The sequence below is a fragment of the Rhizobium sp. YTUHZ045 genome (assembly GCF_051124255.1).
Lineage (GTDB): Bacteria > Pseudomonadota > Alphaproteobacteria > Rhizobiales > Rhizobiaceae > Rhizobium.
The window spans coordinates 454,691-475,123 of sequence record NZ_CP101432.1 but is presented as its reverse complement, the minus strand read 5'-3'; the positions used below and the strand labels follow the sequence as shown (position 1 = coordinate 475,123).

General features: G+C 62.8%; 21 protein-coding genes. 11 read left to right on the top strand and 10 right to left on the bottom strand.

The features are described 5' to 3' along the window. Positions 1–38: 38 nt before the first annotated feature. The 3 genes from hisG to hisS all read right to left on the bottom strand — a co-directional run bounded on the left by hisG (position 39) and on the right by hisS (position 3,607). The gene (gene hisG / locus NMA58_RS02335) at positions 39–734 is read right to left on the bottom strand and encodes an ATP phosphoribosyltransferase (RefSeq protein ID WP_434712150.1); all 696 of its coding nucleotides are present in this window, start codon (positions 732–734) and stop codon (positions 39–41) included. Further along, positions 731–1,852: an ATP phosphoribosyltransferase regulatory subunit gene (locus tag NMA58_RS02330; protein WP_434712149.1), complete on the bottom strand. Its 1,122-nt coding sequence runs from the start codon at positions 1,850–1,852 to the stop codon at positions 731–733. The genes hisG and NMA58_RS02330 overlap by 4 nt, the downstream gene beginning before the upstream one ends. A 231-nt stretch (positions 1,853–2,083) precedes the next feature. Continuing rightward, positions 2,084–3,607, bottom strand: coding sequence for a histidine--tRNA ligase (gene hisS / locus NMA58_RS02325; protein WP_434712148.1), 1,524 nt, complete (start codon positions 3,605–3,607; stop codon positions 2,084–2,086). 134 nt (positions 3,608–3,741) lie between these two features. Here hisS and NMA58_RS02320 point away from each other — a divergent pair, with 134 nt between their 5' ends. The 3 genes from NMA58_RS02320 (at position 3,742) to copM (ending at position 5,358) form a co-directional block, all read left to right on the top strand. Then, positions 3,742–4,497, top strand: a complete 756-nt coding sequence (locus NMA58_RS02320) for a hypothetical protein (RefSeq protein WP_434712147.1) — start codon at positions 3,742–3,744, stop codon at positions 4,495–4,497. A gap of 57 nt (positions 4,498–4,554) precedes the next feature. Next, on the top strand, positions 4,555–4,923 hold the full coding sequence (locus NMA58_RS02315; RefSeq protein ID WP_434712146.1) for a hypothetical protein: 369 nt from the start codon (positions 4,555–4,557) through the stop codon (positions 4,921–4,923). Positions 4,924–4,998: 75 nt separating this feature from the next. Next, complete coding sequence (gene copM / locus NMA58_RS02310) at positions 4,999–5,358, top strand: CopM family metallochaperone (RefSeq protein ID WP_126912251.1); 360 nt, start codon at positions 4,999–5,001, stop codon at positions 5,356–5,358. A gap of 241 nt (positions 5,359–5,599) precedes the next feature. On the opposite strand, the gene NMA58_RS02305 is transcribed toward copM, so the two are convergent. Beyond that, positions 5,600–6,649, bottom strand: coding sequence for an aldo/keto reductase (locus NMA58_RS02305; RefSeq protein WP_434712144.1), 1,050 nt, complete (start codon positions 6,647–6,649; stop codon positions 5,600–5,602). A 255-nt stretch (positions 6,650–6,904) separates the two neighbouring features. Between NMA58_RS02305 and NMA58_RS02300 the strand changes: the two genes are divergently transcribed. Then, positions 6,905–7,609 (top strand): HAD family hydrolase, encoded by a 705-nt coding sequence (locus NMA58_RS02300; protein ID WP_183702912.1) that lies wholly within the window; start codon positions 6,905–6,907, stop codon positions 7,607–7,609. Between the two features lie 12 nt (positions 7,610–7,621). Here the strand turns inward: NMA58_RS02300 and NMA58_RS02295 are convergent, their stop codons facing one another. Together NMA58_RS02295 and NMA58_RS02290 are read right to left on the bottom strand one after the other, a co-directional pair. Then, positions 7,622–8,122 (bottom strand): hypothetical protein, encoded by a 501-nt coding sequence (locus tag NMA58_RS02295; protein ID WP_085777095.1) that lies wholly within the window; start codon positions 8,120–8,122, stop codon positions 7,622–7,624. Continuing rightward, the gene (locus NMA58_RS02290) at positions 8,119–8,748 is read right to left on the bottom strand and encodes a DNA-3-methyladenine glycosylase I (RefSeq protein ID WP_434712142.1); all 630 of its coding nucleotides are present in this window, start codon (positions 8,746–8,748) and stop codon (positions 8,119–8,121) included. The genes NMA58_RS02295 and NMA58_RS02290 overlap by 4 nt, the downstream gene beginning before the upstream one ends. A 228-nt stretch (positions 8,749–8,976) precedes the next feature. Here NMA58_RS02290 and NMA58_RS02285 point away from each other — a divergent pair, with 228 nt between their 5' ends. From NMA58_RS02285 to NMA58_RS02275, 3 genes are all read left to right on the top strand, one after another. Next, positions 8,977–9,723, top strand: coding sequence for a L,D-transpeptidase (locus tag NMA58_RS02285; protein WP_434712141.1), 747 nt, complete (start codon positions 8,977–8,979; stop codon positions 9,721–9,723). A 229-nt stretch (positions 9,724–9,952) separates the two neighbouring features. Then, a complete protein-coding gene (locus NMA58_RS02280; protein ID WP_085777092.1) occupies positions 9,953–10,645 on the top strand; it encodes a L,D-transpeptidase in 693 nt (230 codons plus the stop codon). Between the two features lie 121 nt (positions 10,646–10,766). Beyond that, a complete protein-coding gene (locus NMA58_RS02275) occupies positions 10,767–11,441 on the top strand; it encodes an outer membrane protein (protein WP_221114030.1) in 675 nt (224 codons plus the stop codon). Between the two features lie 23 nt (positions 11,442–11,464). On the opposite strand, the gene NMA58_RS02270 is transcribed toward NMA58_RS02275, so the two are convergent. From NMA58_RS02270 to NMA58_RS02255, 4 genes are all read right to left on the bottom strand, one after another. After that, complete coding sequence (locus tag NMA58_RS02270; protein ID WP_434712140.1) at positions 11,465–11,902, bottom strand: hypothetical protein; 438 nt, start codon at positions 11,900–11,902, stop codon at positions 11,465–11,467. Positions 11,903–11,945: 43 nt separating this feature from the next. Continuing rightward, a complete protein-coding gene (glcF, locus tag NMA58_RS02265; RefSeq protein ID WP_434712139.1) occupies positions 11,946–13,256 on the bottom strand; it encodes a glycolate oxidase subunit GlcF in 1,311 nt (436 codons plus the stop codon). A 238-nt stretch (positions 13,257–13,494) separates the two neighbouring features. Continuing rightward, the gene (locus NMA58_RS02260; RefSeq protein ID WP_434712137.1) at positions 13,495–14,694 is read right to left on the bottom strand and encodes an FAD-binding protein; all 1,200 of its coding nucleotides are present in this window, start codon (positions 14,692–14,694) and stop codon (positions 13,495–13,497) included. Beyond that, entirely contained in the window at positions 14,691–16,130 is a 1,440-nt protein-coding gene (locus tag NMA58_RS02255; protein WP_434712136.1) for an FAD-linked oxidase C-terminal domain-containing protein, read from the bottom strand. The genes NMA58_RS02260 and NMA58_RS02255 overlap by 4 nt, the downstream gene beginning before the upstream one ends. A gap of 155 nt (positions 16,131–16,285) precedes the next feature. On the opposite strand from NMA58_RS02255, the gene NMA58_RS02250 reads away from it, so the two are divergent. The 4 genes from NMA58_RS02250 (at position 16,286) to NMA58_RS02235 (ending at position 20,336) form a co-directional block, all read left to right on the top strand. Continuing rightward, positions 16,286–17,182, top strand: coding sequence for a LysR family transcriptional regulator (locus NMA58_RS02250; RefSeq protein WP_434712135.1), 897 nt, complete (start codon positions 16,286–16,288; stop codon positions 17,180–17,182). Between the two features lie 325 nt (positions 17,183–17,507). Then, positions 17,508–18,020 (top strand): NUDIX hydrolase, encoded by a 513-nt coding sequence (locus tag NMA58_RS02245; protein ID WP_430957072.1) that lies wholly within the window; start codon positions 17,508–17,510, stop codon positions 18,018–18,020. 64 nt (positions 18,021–18,084) lie between these two features. Continuing rightward, complete coding sequence (locus tag NMA58_RS02240; protein ID WP_221126939.1) at positions 18,085–19,581, top strand: inorganic phosphate transporter; 1,497 nt, start codon at positions 18,085–18,087, stop codon at positions 19,579–19,581. Positions 19,582–19,598: 17 nt separating this feature from the next. After that, the gene (locus NMA58_RS02235) at positions 19,599–20,336 is read left to right on the top strand and encodes a 16S rRNA (uracil(1498)-N(3))-methyltransferase (RefSeq protein ID WP_430957070.1); all 738 of its coding nucleotides are present in this window, start codon (positions 19,599–19,601) and stop codon (positions 20,334–20,336) included. Positions 20,337–20,433 lie beyond the last annotated feature (97 nt).

The window sequence follows — 20,433 nt, the reverse complement described above, 5'->3', positions numbered from 1 at the left end:
AACTGACGGCGGGTTTTCTTACGCGTTGATAGTAGAGATTAGAGGGCGGCGCGCACCGCGTCGACGATCGCCTGCACGACCGGCGAGTCCACGTGGCTATCCTTGCGGGCGCGCACGAGGCAGGCCTCTGAATGCAGGATGACCCCGTCCTGAAGCACCTTCAGGTGGTTGGCGCGCAGTGTCGAGCCGGTGGAGGTGATATCGACGATGATATCGGCCGAACCGGAGGCGGGAGCGCCCTCGGTCGCGCCGAGGCTTTCGACGATGCGGTAAAGCTGGATGCCGTGCTGGCTGGAAAAGAACTGCTGTGTCAGGCGCCAGTATTTGGTGGCGATGGCAAGCCGCCGGCCATGGCGGGCGCGGAAATCGGCGGCGACATCGCCGAGATCGGCCATGGTGTCGACATCGAGCCAGATCTCGGGCACCGCGACGATGACATCGGCGTGGCCGAAGCCGAGCCGGGCGCAGAATTCGACGCGCTTGTCGACCTCGGCAAAACCCTCCCGCATCAGGTCCTCGCCGGTGACGCCGAAATCGACGGTGCCATTGCCGAGTTCGCGGGAGATTTCGGAGGCCGAAAGAAAAGCGACTTCGACATCGTCCCAGCCTTCGACGCGGCCGCGATAGGAGCGATCGTTGCCGACCGCAGTGATCGGCATGCCGGCCCGCTCGAAGATCGCCGAAGCGTCGTCCTTCATCCGGCCCTTGGAGGGAAGCGCAATGGTGATGGTCATGCGGCTGCCCTTTCGGTTTCGATGCGGTCGAGCCAGAAGGAGAAGCCGACGGCCGGAATACGGTCCGTGGCGCCGAGGAAGGTCAGCAGCCGATCGAAGCGGCCGCCGCCGGCCAGAACCGCGCTCGAGCCTTCCGCCGTCACCTCGAAGACGAGGCCGGTGTAATAATCGAGCGGCCGTCCGAAGGCGGCACGGTAGTCGAGACAGGACAGATCGACGCCGGCATCGGCAAGGGCCGCGACGCGGCCGTTGAAGCGCGACAGCGCGTTGCCGAGCTTCAGGCCGGCAGCGTCGGCAAAGCCGGCAAGTGCTGCGGACGCATTGACGAGTGGCACGTGCAGCGACAGGAACTCTTCCAGCACATGGAAGGCGGCATCGTCGAGACGCGTCTCGGACAGGATGAGCTTTTCCTTGAGGCGCCGGGCGATCTCCAGCGGCGAGCGGCTGGCATTCGTCGAGTAACCCGTCGCCTGCATCTCGTGCTCGATATGGGCGACCAGCGCCTGATCGTCGCCTGATGCAACAATCCTGGCGATATCATCGTCGAGGCCGGTGACGAATTGCGGGCTGACGAGGCCGGCCAGCAGCGCCTCCAGCTGCCTCATGTTGCCGAAAGCGTGGATCAGTCGCTTCTGCCAGCCGAGCGGCAGGCCGAGCGCCTGGACGACCGCCTCGAACACCGCCTGATCGCCCAACGTCACGGCTAAGCGCCGGCCCGGCAGCAGGCGGGCGAGGATGCCGGTGGCGTCGCCGATGGCGCGCGCATCGGCGCCCGGTATGTCGATGTCGCCGAGATCCTCGATGCCGGCCTGATAGAATTCATTGGCGCCGTCGCGGCGCTGGCGGAAGACCTCGCCGAGATAGGCGTAACGCTTGGGTGTGCCGGTCGCCGTCTCGATGTGGCGCAGGCAGACGGGGATGGTGAATTCGGGCCGCAGGCAGAGGCTGGCGCCGGTTTCGCTCTCGGTCATGAAGATGCGCCGGCGCAGATCCTCGCCGGCAATATCGAGGAACGGCTCGGCCGGCTGAATGACCGGCGTATCGATGCGCTCCGCGTTGCGGGCGTCAAATTCGGCAAGCAGGTCGGCGGCGAATTCGGGGAGGTTGATCAGGGGCATGCTGAGCTCCGAACGATAGGCGAGGAGCTTGCCGCAACGCACCCCCCTCTGCCCTGCCGGGCATCTCCCCCACAAGGGGGGAGATTGGCTGGGCGTGCCGGCTTTCCGAAATATTGAGCGTGCGCCAAGTGGCTCCGGCCAAGTAAGATGTTCGATTGAGGCGAGCGGAAGCTCCCAGCCGATCTCCCCCCTTGTGGGGGAGATGCCCGGCAGGGCAGAGGGGGGTATGCCTCAGACATCACCGCCCGCCCTCTTCCGATCCTCCGCCTGGGCGGCAAGGATTTCCTTCACCTTGGCGACGAGATCGGCTTCCGCCACGGTCTCCTGCGCCACGCGGGCCTCGCGCCAGCTGGCATTGTCCTCGATTTCGCCAGAGAGCCGCTTGCCCTCGATCAGATCCTTGATCTGCACGACGCCTTGGGCGCGCTCGTCGCCGCCCTGGATGATCGCGACGGGGCAGCCGCGGCGGTCGGCATATTTCAGCTGGTTGCCGAATTTCTTCCAGTTGCCCTGGAACATCTCGGCGCGGATGCCGGCGGCGCGCAGCTGCTGGGTCATCTTCTGATAGCGGCCCATCGCCTCGACGTCGCCGTCCATCACCGTCACCAGCACCGGCTCGATCACCGCGCTCGCTCCGAGCTTGCCGAGGTTCTTCAGCGCCGTCATCAGGCGCGAGACGCCGATCGAAAAGCCGGTCGCCGGCACCGGCTGGCCCATGAAGCGTGAGACCAGGCCGTCATAACGGCCGCCGCCGCCGACCGAGCCGAAGACGACCTTCTCGCCCTTTTCATTGGTGACGTCGAAGAGAAGCTCAGCCTCATAGACCGGGCCGGTATAATATTCGAGGCCGCGTACGACCGAAGGATCGATCTTGATGCGGTCGGATCCGTAGCCGGCGCTCGTGACGAGCGCACCGATGAAATTCAACTCCTCGACGCCTTCGCCGCCCTTCGAGGTTCCCGCGACGAGTTCGGCCAGGCGGCCGGCGCTTTCGGCATAATCCTTGATGCCGACGAAGAAGAGCACCTTGTCGATCTGCTCCTGATTGAGGCCGGCGCCCTTGGTGAAGTCGCCGGATTCATCCTTGCGGCCGGGGCCGAGCAGCAGCGAGACACCTTGCGGCCCGAACTTGTCGAGCTTATCGATGGCGCGCAGAACGTTGAGCCGCTGGCCGGCCTTGTCGTCGCCGCCGAGGCCGATCGCCTCCAAAACGCCGTCCAGAACCTTGCGGTTGTTGACGCGGATGACGTAGTCGCCGCGCTTGATGCCGAGGGCCTCGAGCGTATCGGCCATCATCATGCACATTTCGGCATCGGCCTGAACACCAGGCGCGCCCACGGTATCGGCATCGAACTGCATGAATTGGCGGAAGCGGCCGGGGCCCGGCTTCTCGTTGCGGAAGACGTAACCGGCGCGATAGGTGCGGTAGGGAAGCTGGATCTCGTTGAAGTTCTCGGCGACATGACGGGCGAGCGGCGCCGTCAGGTCGTAGCGCAGCGACATCCATTGCTCGTCGTCGTCCTGCAGCGAGAAGACGCCCTCGTTCGGCCGGTCGCTGTCGGGCAGGAACTTGCCGAGCGCATCGGTATATTCGAACAGCGGCGTTTCGACAGGATCGAAACCATAATGCTCATAGACTTCCCGGATCTTTGCCGTCATCTCGTTGACGGCGCGGATATCGGCGGCCGTCCGGTCGACGAAGCCGCGCGGCAGGCGGGCCTTGAGCTTTTGCGGTTTCTTCTGCTTGTCGTTCATTTCCGGCAATTCCGCTGACTGTGACAGTGGCGGTGTCCTAGCGGATTGGGCGGGGAGCGGCAAGGGCGAAGGGCCTTGATGCCGCGGCCAGAATCGATTGAACAAGAGGCATTGTCTAGAATGCGGATAGGCTCATGATCATCGAGGCGCTTCTCTATGCCGCAACATTGCCGCTGACCGGCAAGGCCCACCGAAAATTCATCGGCTATTCCGTCAATCTCTGGTCGCGGGCCGGGCGTTGCGCCAGGGATTGGGCCGACCACGAGGAGAAGAGCCGCGACGCTATCCGCGCGGCGGCGGCCGGGCTCCGTCAGAAACGGACCGCCGTCGTGCTCGGCTCCGGCCTGCTGCGGGACGTGCCGATCGACGGGCTGGTACGCGATTTCGACACGGTCGTGCTCATCGATCTCGTTCATCTCGCCTCAGTGCGGCTGTGGCTGGCGGCCAAGGGCTATCGCAACGTCCGGCTGATCGAGCGCGATCTCTCCGGCTATGACGAACTCGCGGCCGGGCAAGAAGCCGAACCGCTCGGCTTCCTGCGTAGCGTGCCCTATCTCGATTTCGTGGTTTCCGCCAATCTCCTGTCACAGATCGGCCGCGGCGTGAAACGGCGCCACGAGGCCGAGGCGGAGCGGATGCCTGACGATACGGTGGAAAGGCTGATCGCGGCGCATTTTGACGGGCTTTCGGGCATCTCCTGCCGCAGCTGCCTGGTGACCGACATCGCCTATGCGGTCATCGACCGCAACGGCAAAACGCATGAGGAGGCCGACCTGCTGCACGGCGTTCCGCCGCCGCCGGCGACGGCCGCCTGGACATGGCCGGTCGCGCCGCTCGGCGAAGAGAGCAAGGATTATAGGATCGAACACAAGGTCGTTGCAGTCTGGTGACCAGGATGTGACCACCGCTCGGCTTGGCTTGTATCCGGCCTTCGCTTATAACGCAGCATGCGCACGCTCGCCTTCATCACGATGGTTCTCGGCTGGCTGGTCTACAGCGCCATGTCCGCATGGGCGGGCTGTCCGACATGCGCCTCGATGAATGCGCCGGTTGCCGCCGAGAGCGGCAGTCTGAACCATGAAATGGCCGGCATGCATATGCCCAAAGAAGCGGGCAAGGCCGCTCCCTCGAAAGATCCCTGCGCCAGCGGAAATGCCGCCCATATGCCGCTTTGCGCCGCCTGTCTTGTGCTGCCGCCGGCCGTGATGGTCGTGGCCGGCGGAAAGGCCGACTTCGGCTATCCCGCGCCGCCGCTTGCCCGTGCCCTCGATGACGACAGGCCGGCGCCACAGGCACCCCCTCCCCGACTGGTCTGACACCGCATTCTCCATGCAGAATGAGCAGCTTCGGCTGCCCGAAAACTCTATTGTCAGACAGAGGAAGGACCTCTCATGTCTCTGAAAATCATCGCCCTCACCGCAATGCTCGCCGCCATTGCCGCTCCCGGCCTTGCCGAAGACAAGCCCATGGATATGAGCAAGCCGATGGGCAAGCACGACGCCGCGAGCCACGCCTTCAGCGAGGCGAACGCCAAGATGCACAAGCATATGATGATCGAATATACAGGCGATGCCGATGTCGATTTCGTCCGCGGCATGATCCCTCACCATCAAGGTGCGATCGATATGGCCAAGATCGAGCTTCAATACGGCAAGGATCCGGAGATCCGCAAACTCGCCGAAGCCGTGATCAAGGCGCAGGAAGCGGAGATCGCCGAGATGAACGCCTGGCTCAAGGCTCACGGCAAGTAACCGCTCGTTTTTGAAAGGGGAACGCCGGAGATGTCAGGCGTCCCCCGCCTCTTTCGTCATGCTCGACCGCCCCTCATCCGGCTGCCGCCACCTTCTCCCCGCAAACGGGGCGAAGGGACCAAACCGCGACCTCTCCGTTCCCACTTCGCTCTCGCAAGGCACGTCCCCTCTCCCCGTTTTTACGGGGAGAGGGTTAGGGTGAGGGGCAGAACCGGACAGCGGCGACGCAACGCCGGTGATATCAATCCTTCGGTTCGAAGTCGGCCGGCCGGCGGCCGGCGCCCTGGCGTGACAGCATCCAGCCCGGATATTCGGGGGCAAGGGCGCTGACCTCGTCGAGCTTCTTCAAATCGTCTTCATCGAGCTTCAGCTTGACGGCGGCCAGATTCTGGTCGAGCTGATCGACACGCTTGGCGCCGATGATGACCGAGGTGACGAAGGGCTTTGCGAGGATATAGGCGAGCGCAACGGTCGCGACGCTGACGCCATGCTTTTCGGCAATCTCGCGCATGACGGCGACGCAGGCCCAGGCCCTGTCCTTGTCGACCGGCGGGAAGTCGAAATTGGCGCGGCGGCCCTCGCCGTTGCCGGCGGCGCCCGGACCATACTTGCCGGAGAGCAGGCCTCCGGCGAGCGGCGACCAGACCATCAGGCCGAGCTTTTCCTCCTGCATCATCGGCACGATGTCCCGTTCGAGATCACGGCCGGCGATGGAATAATAGGCCTGCACCGTTTCGAACCGGGCAAAGCCGCGGCGTTCGGAGAGACCGAGCGCCTTGGAAATGCGCCAGGCCTGCCAGTTGGAGACGCCGATATAGCGCACAAGACCACGCGAAACGAGATCGTCGAAAGCGCGCAACGTCTCCTCGATCGGCGTCACCGTATCTGTCGCGTGGATCTGATAGAGGTCGATATGATCGGTCTGCAACCGCTTGAGGCTCGCCTCGACCGAATCCATGATATGGCCGCGCGAGGCGCCGCGGTCGTTCGGCTTGTCGCCCATGACGCCATAGACCTTGGTGGCGATGACGACGTCCTTGCGGGGGATGTCGAGGTTCTTCAGCGCTTGGCCGAGCAGCCTTTCGGACTCGCCTGATGAATAGACATCGGCCGTGTCGATGAAATTGACGCCTGCTGCAAGCGAGCGCTCGACGATCCGGTCGGCGGCATTCTGGTCGACATCGGCGATAGCGCCCCACATGCTGCCTTCTTTGGCTTCGCCGAAGGTCATCGTGCCCAGGCAGATTTCCGAGACGAAAAGTCCCGTATTTCCAAGTTGATTGTAACGCATGGTCGAAAAAATCCTTTGTGTCTGCCGCAAGAGGGACTTGCGAACGGAAGTACTTCATCTTTTGATTATTGGCCTGCGCGCGACAGGCACAGCCGTGGCTGGCTGCTGGGTGAGGCCCATTCGATGTAGTGCGATGGCGGCGCTTTTCAACGCCAGGCCTTGTCGCATCGAAGGCTGACGCCCTTGTCTCGACTTAGCCCTTGTCTCGACACAGGCGGCCGATAGATTGCCGGCCATAGTTCAAGAGGTGCACATGTGACGACGCGAGCACTGACGACGATCGGCTTCGACGCCGACGACACGCTTTGGCAGAACGAACAATATTACCGACTGACGGAAGCTCATTTTACCGAGCTTCTTGCCGATTTCGCCGAAGGTCCGAAGATCTCCGAGCGGCTGCTGGAAGCCGAGAAACGCAATCTTCGCCACTACGGCTTCGGCATCAAGGGCTTCACCCTATCGATGATCGAGACGGCGATCGAGATCACCGAGGGCAAGGTGCCGGCGAGCGTCATCGCCAAGATCCTCGATACTGGCCGCGACCTGCTCAGCCATCCGGTCGAGACGATGCCGCATGCGCGCGACACGCTGGAGGCTCTCGCCGGCAAGTATCTGCTTGTCATGATCACCAAGGGCGATCTCTTCGACCAGGAGCGTAAGCTCGCCCAATCCGGGCTCGGCGACTTCTTCGATGCCGTCGAGATCGTGTCCGACAAGACTGCCGTCACCTATCGCCGCATCTTCTCCAAGGTTGGCGACGGGCCGGAGCGAGCGATGATGGTCGGCAATTCGCTGAAATCGGATATCGTGCCGGCGATCGCCGCCGGCAGCTACGGCGTCTTCGTGCCGCACGAACTCACCTGGGTGCTGGAACATGTGGACGAACCGACGGAAGCGCCGCGCTTCCGCAAGATCGGCCATCTCGGCGAATTGCGCGAACTGATTGACGGGCTCGCATAGCGCGGCCGCGCCTCACTTCGCCTTGGGAGGCGCCTTCGGAAACAGTGAGGGCGATTCCGGCTCAGCCGGCGGCTGCTGCGGGGCTGCGGTCAAGGGCTCGATCAGGATGCTGAAGGGGGCGCCGAGGCCGCGGCGCGGCGAGACCTTGGAGTAATAGGGACGCAGCAGCCAGGTGGTATTTTCCTTCACCGTCGTCTGGTAGCTCATGCCGTCCTCATCGGTGCCGAAGAAAGCTTCGTCATCGGGTTTCGACAGGTCGAAGATCGCCAGGAAGGCGAACTTGCTCTTGGTGGAAAAATCGATCTTCACGTGCTGACCGGCGCGCACCGGCAGCGTGTAAACATGGCTATTGCCGAATTTCGTCCATCCCTTGAGTTGCATCGTGACGGCCGGAAACTGCAGCTTCTCCAGCTTCTCGCCGGGATCGAGCTGCGGCGTCTGCGCCGCGGCAAATGCCGGCAAGAAGAACAGGGCAAGGGCAGCGAACAATATTTTCACGGACAGATCTTTCATGGTCGAACCAGTACGGCGCGCATCGCCTCCACCTCGGGCCGGCAGAAACAACCCTCCAGATGATCGTTGACGAGGCCCATCGCCTGCATGAAGGCATAAATTGTGGTCGGGCCGACAAAGGTCCAGCCGCGTTTCTTCAGATCCTTCGAAATGACGACCGATGTCGGCGTCGTCGGATTGGCGACGATGTGGTCGCGATCGACCACAGCCGGCCTCTCGTTGTGGCCGGGTTCGTAGCGCCAGAAATAACCGGCGAGCGAGCCGAATTCGTCCCGAAGTTCGATGGCGCGCCTGGCATTGTTGATCGTGGAGACGATCTTGCCGCGATGACGGATAATGCCGGCATCGGCCAGGCAGCGGGCCACATCCTGCTCACCGAAGAGGGCAACCTTCTCGAAATCGAAACCGGCGAAGGCGGCGCAGAAATTCTCCCGCTTGCGCAGGATGGTCAGCCAGGAAAGGCCGGACTGGAATCCTTCGAGGCAAATCTTCTCGAACAGGCGGATATCGTCGGTGACCGGCCGGCCCCATTCCTCGTCGTGGTACTTGAGATAGTCCGGCAGATTGGCGTGCCAGTGGCAGCGGCTCCTGCCGTCCTCGCCGATGATGATGCCATTCGTGCTCATGTCCGCTTCATTTTCGGGGATCCGCTTCGCTGTCCAGTCATGATTCCGGCTTTACCATTTGCAAACCGTCTTTCCAAACCGATCGGTAACCCTGACGAAAAGTTTATTCGGCCCGTCGGTTTTTCACGGATCGAAATTTACCATTCGCTGGCGGATGGGGTGGCAGCGTCTGTGCGAGCGGATCCGTCCCGCCAGTCCATTTTCGGTCATTTGTAGAGAGTTCGTCCGATGATGAAACACCTTTTTCTAACCGCAGCCTTCTGCGGCATCTTCTCCACGACCGCCGTTGCGGACGACCGCTACGCCACCCGTCCGCCAGTCATCCTCAGCCCCGATCTGACCGCACCGTGGATCAAGCAGCTCGGCGGCAAGGTCCGGCCTGTCGTCTATCAGCGCCCGGTGGTGCAGCCGCAGCAGCGTGGTCTTTTCCAGCGCCGCATCATGCGTCAGGCGCCGCAGCCGGCCCCTCAGACCGTTTCGGCGATCAATCCCGGCATACCGGCGATCCGCCATCCGATCGAGCCGCAATATCTGCCGCAGATGGTCGATTACGACACCACGGAAAAGCCCGGGACCATCGTCATCGACACCAACAACCGCTTTCTCTATCTGGTCATGGACGGCGGCAAGGCGCGGCGCTACGGTGTCGGCGTCGGCAAGCCGGGCTTCGAATGGGCGGGCGTCCATAAGATCACCCGCAAGACGGAATGGCCGGACTGGACGCCGCCTTCCGAGATGATCAGCCGCGAGGCCGCCAAGGGCCATTATCTGCCGGCGCGCATGGACGGCGGCCCGGAAAACCCGCTTGGCGCGCGCGCCATGTATCTTGGCTCGACGCTCTACCGCATCCATGGCACCAATGCGCCCTGGTCGATCGGCAGCGCCGTTTCTTCCGGCTGCATCCGCCTGCGCAACGAGGACGTCGTCGATCTCTACGACCGCGTCAACGTCGGAACCCGCGTTATCGTCATGTAACGGCACACGCTGGAGCACCCCGCAAGAGTGTTCAGCGGTTTTGCGTTGGGAATTGGGTAAAAACAATGAGATGGAGCATATTCGTGTTTCGGAGAAATACGGAAATGCTCTATGACGCCGCTAAGACAGGCGGTTTCACTCGTCAAAATTGCTTTATCCGGCCATGTCGATCTTGAATCGGGCAGAAGATCATGTAGCTTCGGGCGGACTTGCTTGAGGGGAATCGACTATGATCAAAGTGATGCCGGGACTGGCCGCGGCCGGACTTGTCCTGTCCTTGATTTCTACATCAGCCTTCGCCGCGCCGGTCGGCTCGGCTTCCGACAATGCACGGCAGCCGGCGCAGATTGTGCGCGTGGCGCAGATGCCGAAGTACGTAAAGCCGCAGTTCAAGCGCAAGAAAGTGCGCCTGGTGACGACGGAAGCGGCTGGCACCGTCATCATCGATACCAACAACAAATATCTCTACCTGGTCGAAGGCAACAACCGCGCCACCCGCTACGGCATCGGCGTCGGCCGCGACGGCTTCGGCTGGTCGGGTATCGTTAAGATCGGCCGCAAGGCCGAATGGCCGGCCTGGACGCCGCCGGCCGAAATGCGCCGCCGCGAAGCCGCCAAGGGCCACATCATACCCGCCTACCAGGAAGGCGGCGAGGACAATCCGCTCGGCGCTCGCGCCATGTATCTCTATCAGGGCGGCCGCGACACCATCTTCCGCATCCACGGCACCAACCAGCCCTGGACGATCGGCCTCAACATGTCTTCCGGCTGCATCCGCATGATGAACGAAGACGTGATGCATCTTTATGATCGCGCCCCGGTCGGCACCAAGGTGATCGTCATCGGTCCCGGCAACAAGCAGGGCAACGTGGCGTTCGAAGACAGAGGCATCGACGTGTTGCGCACGATGTTCGGCGGCTGAGCAACACTTTAGAAAAAAACGAAAGGCGCCATTGGAGGCGCCCTTTGTTTTGCTTAGACATTGCGGCGGAAAACTGCCAAAGCTGCCTCAGAGTCGACATATTGCAATTTGGGGTTATTCAATGACGTCTGCGCTGCGCTCCTCCGCCTCCCTGTTTGCGGGCATCGCGCTTTTCACCATCTGTTCAGCAGCCTCCGCCTCGGCGGAAGACCTGGAATTCTCCATTTACGGCGGCTATCAGACCGCGCCGCACAGCGGCGTCGACGTCTCAGACGGCACGCATTTCACGGCCGGCTGGGAAGGCAAATCCTTCGGCGCCCCGCCCTATTACGGCGGCCGCGTCACCTGGTGGCTCGAGAATTTCAACAAGCCGAACTGGGGTATCTCGCTCGATTATACCCATGACAAGGTCTATGCCGACGACGACACGCTCGCCAAGGCCGGCTGGTCACATTTCGAATTCACCGACGGTCTGAACCTGCTCACCGTGAACGGTCTCTATCGCTTCCAGGATCCGACTCGCCGCTGGACGCCCTATCTCGGCGCCGGCATCGGCGTCAACATTCCGCATGTCGAAGTGATTCGCCCCGAGGGCAAGACCTGGGCTTATGAATTCGGCGGCGTGACGCTGCAGGCTCAGGCCGGCGTCGACTTCAAGGTGACCGACCGCTGGTCGACCTTCGTCGAATACAAGGGCACCTATTCGCGCGTCGACGTTCCGATCGACAGCGGCGACCGGCTGAAGACCAACATCTTCACCAACGCCGTCAATGTCGGCGTATCGTTCCACTGGTAATGAATTGAAATTCAGCTGCGGCGCTATTTCGTGCCGCAGCTGACCTTGCCCTCGGCGGCGTAAGGTTTGCCGCCGCCCTCGATCGTCAGGGAATAGGTGCCGCTGAAATTCGCCGCCGGCTTGCCACGCGCGCCGGCGACCACCACCAGCTCCAGCGTTGCGCCGCCGGTGTCGTCACCGCCGCCGTCGAAGACTTCCAGGAGCAGTTCGCCATCGCGCGACCAGTGATTGCTTAGATGCTGTGATTCGAACACACGTTTTGCAAAGGCCGCTTGTGCGGGATCCTTGACAATAAGCGCGCCGCGGAAATGGTTGAGCCTGTGGCCGGCATCGCTTGCGAAACCGCTTTCGAGGGTGAACCGCGCCTGCGCGTCATCGGCGGAACAAAATAGGCGGCTGTCGGCACGGGCCGCGCCTGCCGCACCGAGCAGTCCCGCAAGTACAATCATTCCCCGCCACATCGCCCAACCTCCCGGGAGCGGCCCGAATGGGCCCGCATTCCCTTCAGCCTAACGACAAACCGGTTAATTTTTCCGGCATAGCGCCGCCATAGGCCCAATCGAGAAGTTCGACCGTATGCAGGATCGGGATCTCGGTTCCGGTGGCGATCTGGGTGATGCAGCCGATATTGCCGGTGGCGATGATATCGGCCTTGGTGGCTTCGATGTTTTTGACCTTACGCGCCTTCAGCGCCGCCGAAATCTCCGGCTGCAGGATGTTGTAGGTGCCGGCCGAGCCGCAGCAGAGATGGCCTTCGGCCGGATCGCGCACGGTGAAGCCCGCCGCCTTCAGCAGTTGCTTCGGCTGAAGGGTGATGCGCTGGCCGTGCTGCATCGAACAGGCGGAATGATAGGCGACCGTGATGCCCCTCGGCATATGGGCCGGCAGGTCGAGGGTCGCCAGATATTCGCTAATGTCCTTTGCCAGCGCCGAGACCCTGGCCGCCTTTGCTGCATAGGCGGGGTCGAGGCGCAGCATGTGACCGTAGTCCTTGATCGTCGTGCCGCAGCCCGAAACGGTGATGATGATCGCATCGAGGCCATGACTCTCGATCTCGCGCGTCCAGATATCGACGTTGGTGCGGGCGCTTGCGAGCGCCTGCTCGGCCCGGCCCATATGGTGGACCAGCGAACCGCAGCAAACCTCGCCTTCCGGCGCCACGACCTCGACGCCGAACCGCGTCAGCAGCCCGATCGCCGCCGCGTTGATGCCGGGATCGAGCACCGGCTGGGCACAGCCGGACAGGATCGCCACCCGGCCGCGCCGCTCCGCCTCGGGCCGATATGTGCCGGGTTCTGAAAAATCTGAAGGCGCGGGAACGCGGCGCGGTGCAAGCGCCAGCATGGCGGCAAAGGGTTTCAGCGCTGCCCCCCGCATCAGTGCGGCAAAGGGGCGGCCGAAACGGGCGAGATGGAGCGCCAGCCGGAAACGGCCGGGATAGGGCAGCACGGCCGCGAGAATGGCGCGCGTCAGCCGGTTCATGAACGGCCGTCTGTAAGTCTTTTCGATATGGGCGCGGGCGTGATCGACCAGATGCATATAGTCGACGCCCGAGGGACAGGTGGTGACGCAGGAAAGGCAGGAGAGACAGCGGTCGATGTGGGTGACGACCTCGGCATCGGCGGGCCGGCCGTTTTCCAGCATGTCCTTGATGAGATAGATGCGGCCGCGCGGGCTATCGAGCTCGTTGCCGAGCGTCACATAGGTGGGACAGGTGGCGGTGCAGAAACCGCAATGAACGCATTTGCGCAGGATCTGCTCCGATTCGGCGAGATGGGGATCGGCGAGCTGGGCCGGGGTGAAATTGGTTTGCATCTAGCGGGGCCTCCGCTTAGGGGGCGCTGTGCCTGGGGCACCCCCCTCTGTCCTGCCGGACATCTCCCCCACAAGGGGGGAGATCGGCAAGACGATCGGCCATCGGTCCCTCTCTGCCGTGTTCGACCGGCAGTGCCCCCGTTGTTTGGGGAAGCCGTCGCCGCGATCCGATCTCACCCCTTGTGGGGGAGATGTCCGGCAGGACAGAGGGGGGTGACCCGCGCACAGACTCATCTTCTCACCCCATCTTCCCCGGATTAAAAATCCCAGCCGGATCGAACTTTTCCCTCACCCGCCGCGACAGCATCGCCACCGCCTCCGGCTCCGGATGAAACGCCGCCGTTGCCGCCCTCGCTGCCTCCGATGCACGGATCAGTGTCGCATGGCCGCCGCCGAGCGCCTTGATGAAGCGGCGGACCAGATCTGCTTCAGGATCCGCCTCCATCCTCATCCAGACGAGACCGCCCTGCCAGTCGTAGAAGGCGTCGACGCCGGCTTCGAGGCGGAGCGCCGAGACCAGTTGATGGCCGGTTCCCGGCGCAACCGAAACGCGCCAGACCGGCCGCGTCGTGCCGTCGGCATAGGGTAATACATCACGGATTTCTCGCCAGAGTCTGCGGCTTTCCGGCTCATCCAGCCGCGTCACCGTGGCAAAGGCCGACATCGCGGCCGCAAGCTTCTCGATGCGCACGTCGACCGAACCGGGCAAGCCTTCGACGCGCAGAACCGTCGCCTCGCCCTCGGGCAATTTGCCGGCAAGGAATTTCCAGGTCACCGTCAGCGGCAGATGGGCAGCACCGGAGATCTCGACCGGCAGCGCCATCGCCGCCGCCATGGCATTGGCCGCTTCGGCATCGTTGAGGCCGGAGAGCACCAGCGTCTGTTCCGTCTTCGGGCGCGGCGGCACGCGGAAGGTCAGTTCGGTGATGAAACCCAGCGTGCCGTGCGAGCCGGCGATCAGCTTGACGAGATCGAGGCCGGTCACATTCTTCATCACCCGGCCGCCGGCCTTGATGATCTCGCCCCTGCCGTTGACGAAGCGCACGCCGAGCAGGCTGTCGCGGGCAGCCCCCGCAATGAGGCGGCGCGGGCCGGAGACATTGGCGGCAAAGACGCCGCCGATCGTCGGCTCGCCCGATCTGCGCATGATTGGCCGATGATCCATTGGCTCGAAGGCAAGCATCTGGCCGCCTCCGGACAGTGCCGCCTCGACCTCGGCAAGCGGCGTACCCGAGCGGACCGTCATGACCATCTCGCCGGGATTGTAGGCGATGATGCCGGAAAGCCTGGTCGATCGCAGCCGGTCTTCCGATGCAACGGTGTTGCCGAAACCCGAGCGCGTATCACCGCCACAGATAGCGAGCGGCCGGTTCGTCTCCGCATGTGTGAGGACGATCGCCGCCGCCTGTTCCTCGCTTGTGGGCATCAGATCGATCATTGGGCCGGGCGCCCTTCGAGCGGGAAGACCTTCGATGGGTTGAGGAGCCAGCCCGGATCGAAGGCGGCGCGCACCGCCATCTGCTGGGCGAGATCGGCCTCCGAATACTGATGGCGCATAAGGTCGCGCTTTTCGATGCCGACGCCATGCTCGCCGGTGAGGCAGCCGCCGGCGTCGACGCAGAGCTTGAGGATATCGTTGCCGGCGGCTTCGGCGCGGGCGGCATCCTCGGGGTCGTTGGCATTGAAGAGGATCAGCGGATGCATGTTGCCGTCGCCGGCATGAAAGACGTTGGCAACCCGCAGGCCGTAATGATCGACGATCTCCGTGGTCTTCTTCAGCACATGGGAAAGCTGGCTGAGCGGCACGGTGCCGTCCATGCAGATATAGTCGGCGATGCGGCCGGTGGCGCCGAAGGCGGATTTGCGCCCTTTCCAGATCAGCGCGGCCTCGGTGGCCGACTGACATTCGCGTACGGTCTTCACAGCATGGCGGCGGGCGATCTCGACGATATCCTTCAGGGTGGCGTCCATTTCGGCTTCCGAACCCTCGATCTCGACGATCAGCAGCGCCCCGACATCGAGGGGATAGCCGGCATGGGCGAAGGCCTCGCAGATCTCGATTGCCGGCTTGTCCATGAATTCGATGGCAACCGGGATGATCCCGGCGGCGATGATATCGGCAACGCAGGCGCCGGCCTCTTCCGAGCTTTCGAAGCCGAAGAGCACGGGACGGGCACCTTCCGGCTTGGCGATCAGCCGCACCGTTGCCTCGGTGACTATGCCGAGCTGGCCTTCGTGGCCGCAGACGAGGCCGAGCAGGTCGTAACCGGCCGCATCCAGCGCCTTGCCGCCGAGCTCGATCACCGTACCGTCGACCAGCACCATTCTGACGCCGAGCAGATTGTTGGTGGTAACGCCATATTTCAGGCAATGGGCGCCGCCGGAATTCATGCCGATATTGCCGCCGATGGTGCAGGCGAGCTGCGAACTCGGATCAGGCGCGTAGAAAAAGCCGTCGGCTGAGACGGATTCGGAGATGTTGAGATTGGTGACACCGGCCTGAACCACGGCGACACGGTTCGGCAGATCGATTTCGAGAATGCTGTTCATCTTCGACAGGCCGAGCACGACGGCATCCTCCTGCGGAATGGCGCCGCCGGAAAGCGAAGTGCCGGCGCCGCGCGGCACGACGGGAATGCCGTAACGATGGCAATAGCGCATGACGGCTGCCACCTCGGCAGTGGTGCGCGGCAGGGCGACGGCGAGCGGCAGGCGGCGATAGGACACGAAGGCGTCGGTTTCGAACGGCACCAGCTCGCGCGCCTCATGAACCAGGCATTCGGGCGGCAGAAGATCGGCGAGATCGGCAACGATCCGGGCGCGGCGCGCCAGCACATCGGCGCGCGGGGCGAGAAACGGAATGGCGTCGGACATGGTGTCCTCCCTGACCCTGACGACCGGAAATCGCAGCGGAAAGATGACAGCGGGACGGCCGCCAGCCTCTGCCGCCGGTGAACCGGCTTAGCACTTTCCCGAAAGTGGCGCAAATGCTAAGCACTTATGTCAAAAGGGAAAAGTCTGAAAACCTTATGACCAATCTGGGTGATCTCGAAATCTTCGCCAAGGTCGTTTCGACTGGCAGCATGTCGCTCGCCGGGCGGGCCCTCGGCTTTTCGCCCGCGGTCGTCTCCAAGCGGATCAAACGGCTGGAGGACCGGCTCGGCACCCGGCTTCTGCAGCGCACAACGCGGCAGATCTCGCTGACGGAAGCCGGACAGGGTTTTTACGACCGTGTCCTCGGTATTCTCGCCGGGTTGGAGGAGGCCGAATTCTACATTTCCGGCCGCTCGGCGCAAATGCAAGGCACTCTGAAGATCTCGGCGCCGACCTCCTTCGGCCGCATGCATATCGCGCCGCATCTGAAGGCCTTCATGCAGGCGCACCCGGAGCTTGCGATCAACCTGGTGCTGACCGACGAATTCAGCGACATCATCGGCGGCGGTTTCGATCTGGCGATCCGGATTGCCGAACTGACCGATTCCAGCCTCGTCGCCCGACGGCTGGCGCCGGTGCGCCGGCTGCTCTGCGCTTCGCCGGATTATCTCGCCGCGCATGGCGAGCCCAAGCATATCGACGACCTGAAACACCATCGCTGCCTGCCGGCGCACAACAACGATACCTGGCGGCTGAACGGGCCGGACGGCGCCCTCAGCCTGCGGCCCGAAGGCATGCTGATCACCAATTCCAGCGAGGTGATCCGCGAGGCTGTCATTGCCGGTCTTGGGATCGCGCTTCGCTCCACCTGGGACATCGGCGAGGAACTCAGGGACGGCCGCCTGGTGCAGGTGCTGCCCGCCTATGAGGGCTCGCACAATGTCGCACTCTCGGCCGTCTATCCCAGCCGGCAGTTCCTGCCGGCCAAGGTGCGGTTGTTCATCGATTATCTCACCGAGCTTTACGGGCCGGTCCCCTATTGGGAGCGCTGATAACACCCCACGACCGCGGCCCGAGAGTGCTGCAAGCAAACCAGCGATCGGACAGCGAGGCATGGTTACCACATTTTCAAAAATCCTGGTGGAACAATTGATCCCGCCGTTGATTAGGGGTCCGGACGAAGCCATATTGTACACCTGTGCAACATGGCGCATTCGAGACAGGTCGTGACGGATTTCTGAGCCTGTCCCAGCTCGATTTCCCCTATGAACGGCGGTTAATCATGTTTTGGATCGTCTGCGGCTTTGGATTGTGTAAGCGTTCCGTGATACACGTATATGAGTGATTCCTAACAACCATGCAAAGGTGACCCGACAATTGACTCTTCTCGCCCGATTGGCATCCGATGTGCAACTGATGTTCCGGCGCCCGCCGCGACAGCAATATGGTGCCATCTGTTACCGGGTGAAGAAGAAAAGCGCTGAGGTCGAAGTTCTGCTGATGACGAGCCGCGACACGGGCCGCTGGGTCATTCCCAAGGGCTGGCCGATGAACGGTAAGTGCGCTCATGAGGTCGCGGCGCAGGAAGCCCTGGAAGAAGCCGGCGTACGCGGCGCGGCCGAGGCGGAAACGCTCGGTTCCTACACCTATCAGAAGGTGCTGCGTGACGGGGTGCAGGTCGTCTGCAAGGTGCAGGTCTATCCGCTTGAGGTTACCGACTTGGCGAAGAACTTCAAGGAAAAGGGCGAGCGCACCATCGAATGGGTCTCATGCGACGAGGCGGCGAGCCGCGTCCGCGAACCAGAACTTCGCAATCTCTTCCTCGCCTTCAAGCAAAAGATGACCGATAGACTCTCGGCCAAGGCGACGAAACAAATTCCGGCGGAATGAATCCTGCCATCTTGCACTGCTAGGAAAGCAGCGTAGAAGCAGATTTCATCCTTCAGGAAAAAGAATGCCGCCCCGTCCCGCAGTTCTGACGAAACGCACGCTCGACAAGGACCTCGATAAGATTACCTATGTCGAGGACGCGGCAAAGCATGTTGCGCGGCGGCTGGTGGCGCCTGGGCTCGGGCTGATTTTCGTCGGCATCGTCATGCTCTTTGCAGGCGTCTACGTCTTCGACCGTCCGGGCGCCGTGCTCGTCGTGGCGGCAGCGGCCCTTGCCGGCTACATGGCGATGAATATCGGCGCCAATGACGTGACCAACAATGTCGGTGCGGCCGTAGGCGCACGCGCCATGACGATGGGCCAGGCGCTTGTCATCGCTGCGATCTTCGAGGTCTTGGGCGCTACGATCGCGGGCGGCGAAGTGGTCAAGACGATTTCCTCCGACATCGTCGATGCCGGCCAGGTGTCGCCGGCGGTGCTCGGCTGGATCATGATGGCGGCGCTGACCGCAGCAGCCCTTTGGATCAACCTTGCAACCTGGATGAATGCGCCGGTTTCCACCACGCATGCGATCGTCGGCGCAGTGATCGGGGCCGGCATCTCAGCTGTGGGGCCGGAGCCGGTGAATTGGCGGGTAATGTTTGAGATCACCTCGAGCTGGATCACCTCGCCGCTGCTCGGCGGACTGATCGCGGCCGGTCTGCTCTATCTCGTCAAGACCCTCATCATCTATCGCGACGACAAAATCGCAGCGGCGCGGCGCTGGGTGCCGGTGTTGGTCGCGACGATGGCCGGCGGCTTCATGGCCTATATGCTGCTGCAGCTGTCGCCGATCGGCAGATTTCCGCCCTTCACCGTCATTCTGATCGGAATCGGCATGGGGCTGGTGAGCTGGCTTGCCGTTCGGCCGCTCGTCCTCGCCCAGGCGCGGGATCTCGAAAACCGCAACAGCTCACTGCGGGTGCTGTTCCGGCTGCCGCTGATCGGCTCGGCGGCGCTGCTGTCATTCGCGCATGGCGCAAACGACGTTTCGAACGCAGTCGGGCCGCTTTCGGCGATCGTCCATTCGGTGGGTATCGGCGGCGACGGCGTCGGCCATCCGCCCCTCTGGGTAATGCTGATCGGCGCCTTCGGCATCTCCGTCGGCCTGCTGCTCTTCGGGCCGCGCCTCATCCGCCTCGTCGGCGAAGAGATCACCAAGCTTAACCCGATGCGCGCCTATTGCGTCGCGCTGTCGACCGCTTTCACCGTCATAGTCGCCTCCTGGCTCGGCCTGCCGGTCAGCACCACGCATATTGCCGTCGGCGCCGTCTTCGGCGTCGGCTTCTTCCGCGAATGGTACACCCGCCGTTCCAAGCGCCGCATCGCCTATATCAGGCGCAAGGCCGAGAGCTGGGAACTGGATGAACCGGAGGAGCCGAACATTCATGAAAGGCGGCGGCGCTACCTCGTCCGCCGCTCACATTTCATGACGATCATCGCGGCCTGGATCATCACCGTCCCGGTTTCGGCGACGCTTGCAGCGATGATTTATTGGGTTATGTTCGCGCTCTTCATCTGAGGCTCCAGGTTTTTCGAATGCGCGCCAATTTCCGCATGCAACGGCTTTTCGTCGACGCGCCCCTTTCCAGCGGCGCCGTCGTGGAGGCGAATGCCGATCAGTTCAACTATCTCGCCAATGTGCTGAGAATGGAGAACGCTGCGGAGATCCTGCTCTTCAACGGCCGGGACGGCGAGTGGAAGGCCTCCCTCTCCTTCCCCACGCGCAAACGCATCCAGCTGACGGCGATCGAGCAGACGCGGCCACAGCCGGCGCCTTGCGACCTGCATTATCTCTTCGCGCCGCTCAAAGTCGGCCGCATGGATTATCTCGTGCAGAAGGCTGTCGAAATGGGCGCCGGCTTACTGCAGCCCGTCATGACCCAGCACGTGCAGGGGAAAATCACCAATCTCGACAAACTGCGTGCCAATGTTGTCGAGGCAGCCGAGCAATGCGGCATTCTCGGCATTCCCGATGTGGCCGAGCCGGCGAAGCTTTCCGACCTGCTCGACCGCTGGCCGAAAGAACGGCGCGTCATCTATTGCGACGAGGGCGATGCCGGGCAAAACCCGCTGCCGGTGCTGGCAGCCATCCAGGAAAGGCATCTCGCTCTGCTCGTCGGGCCGGAAGGCGGCTTTTCGGAAGAAGAGCGGGCGCGGCTTCGAAGCCTCGATTTCGTCACCGCCATTCCGCTCGGGCCGCGCATCCTCAGGGCAGATACGGCGGCCGTTGCGGCGCTGGCGGTGGTCCAGGCGGCGATCGGCGACTGGACGTGACCGGGAAAACGGTTGACGCGGAAATCACTGCTGTTTTTTTGATGCGTCGTTGAAAGAATTTCACTTGCAACAAACGTGGCTTGGGTCCTAATCACCT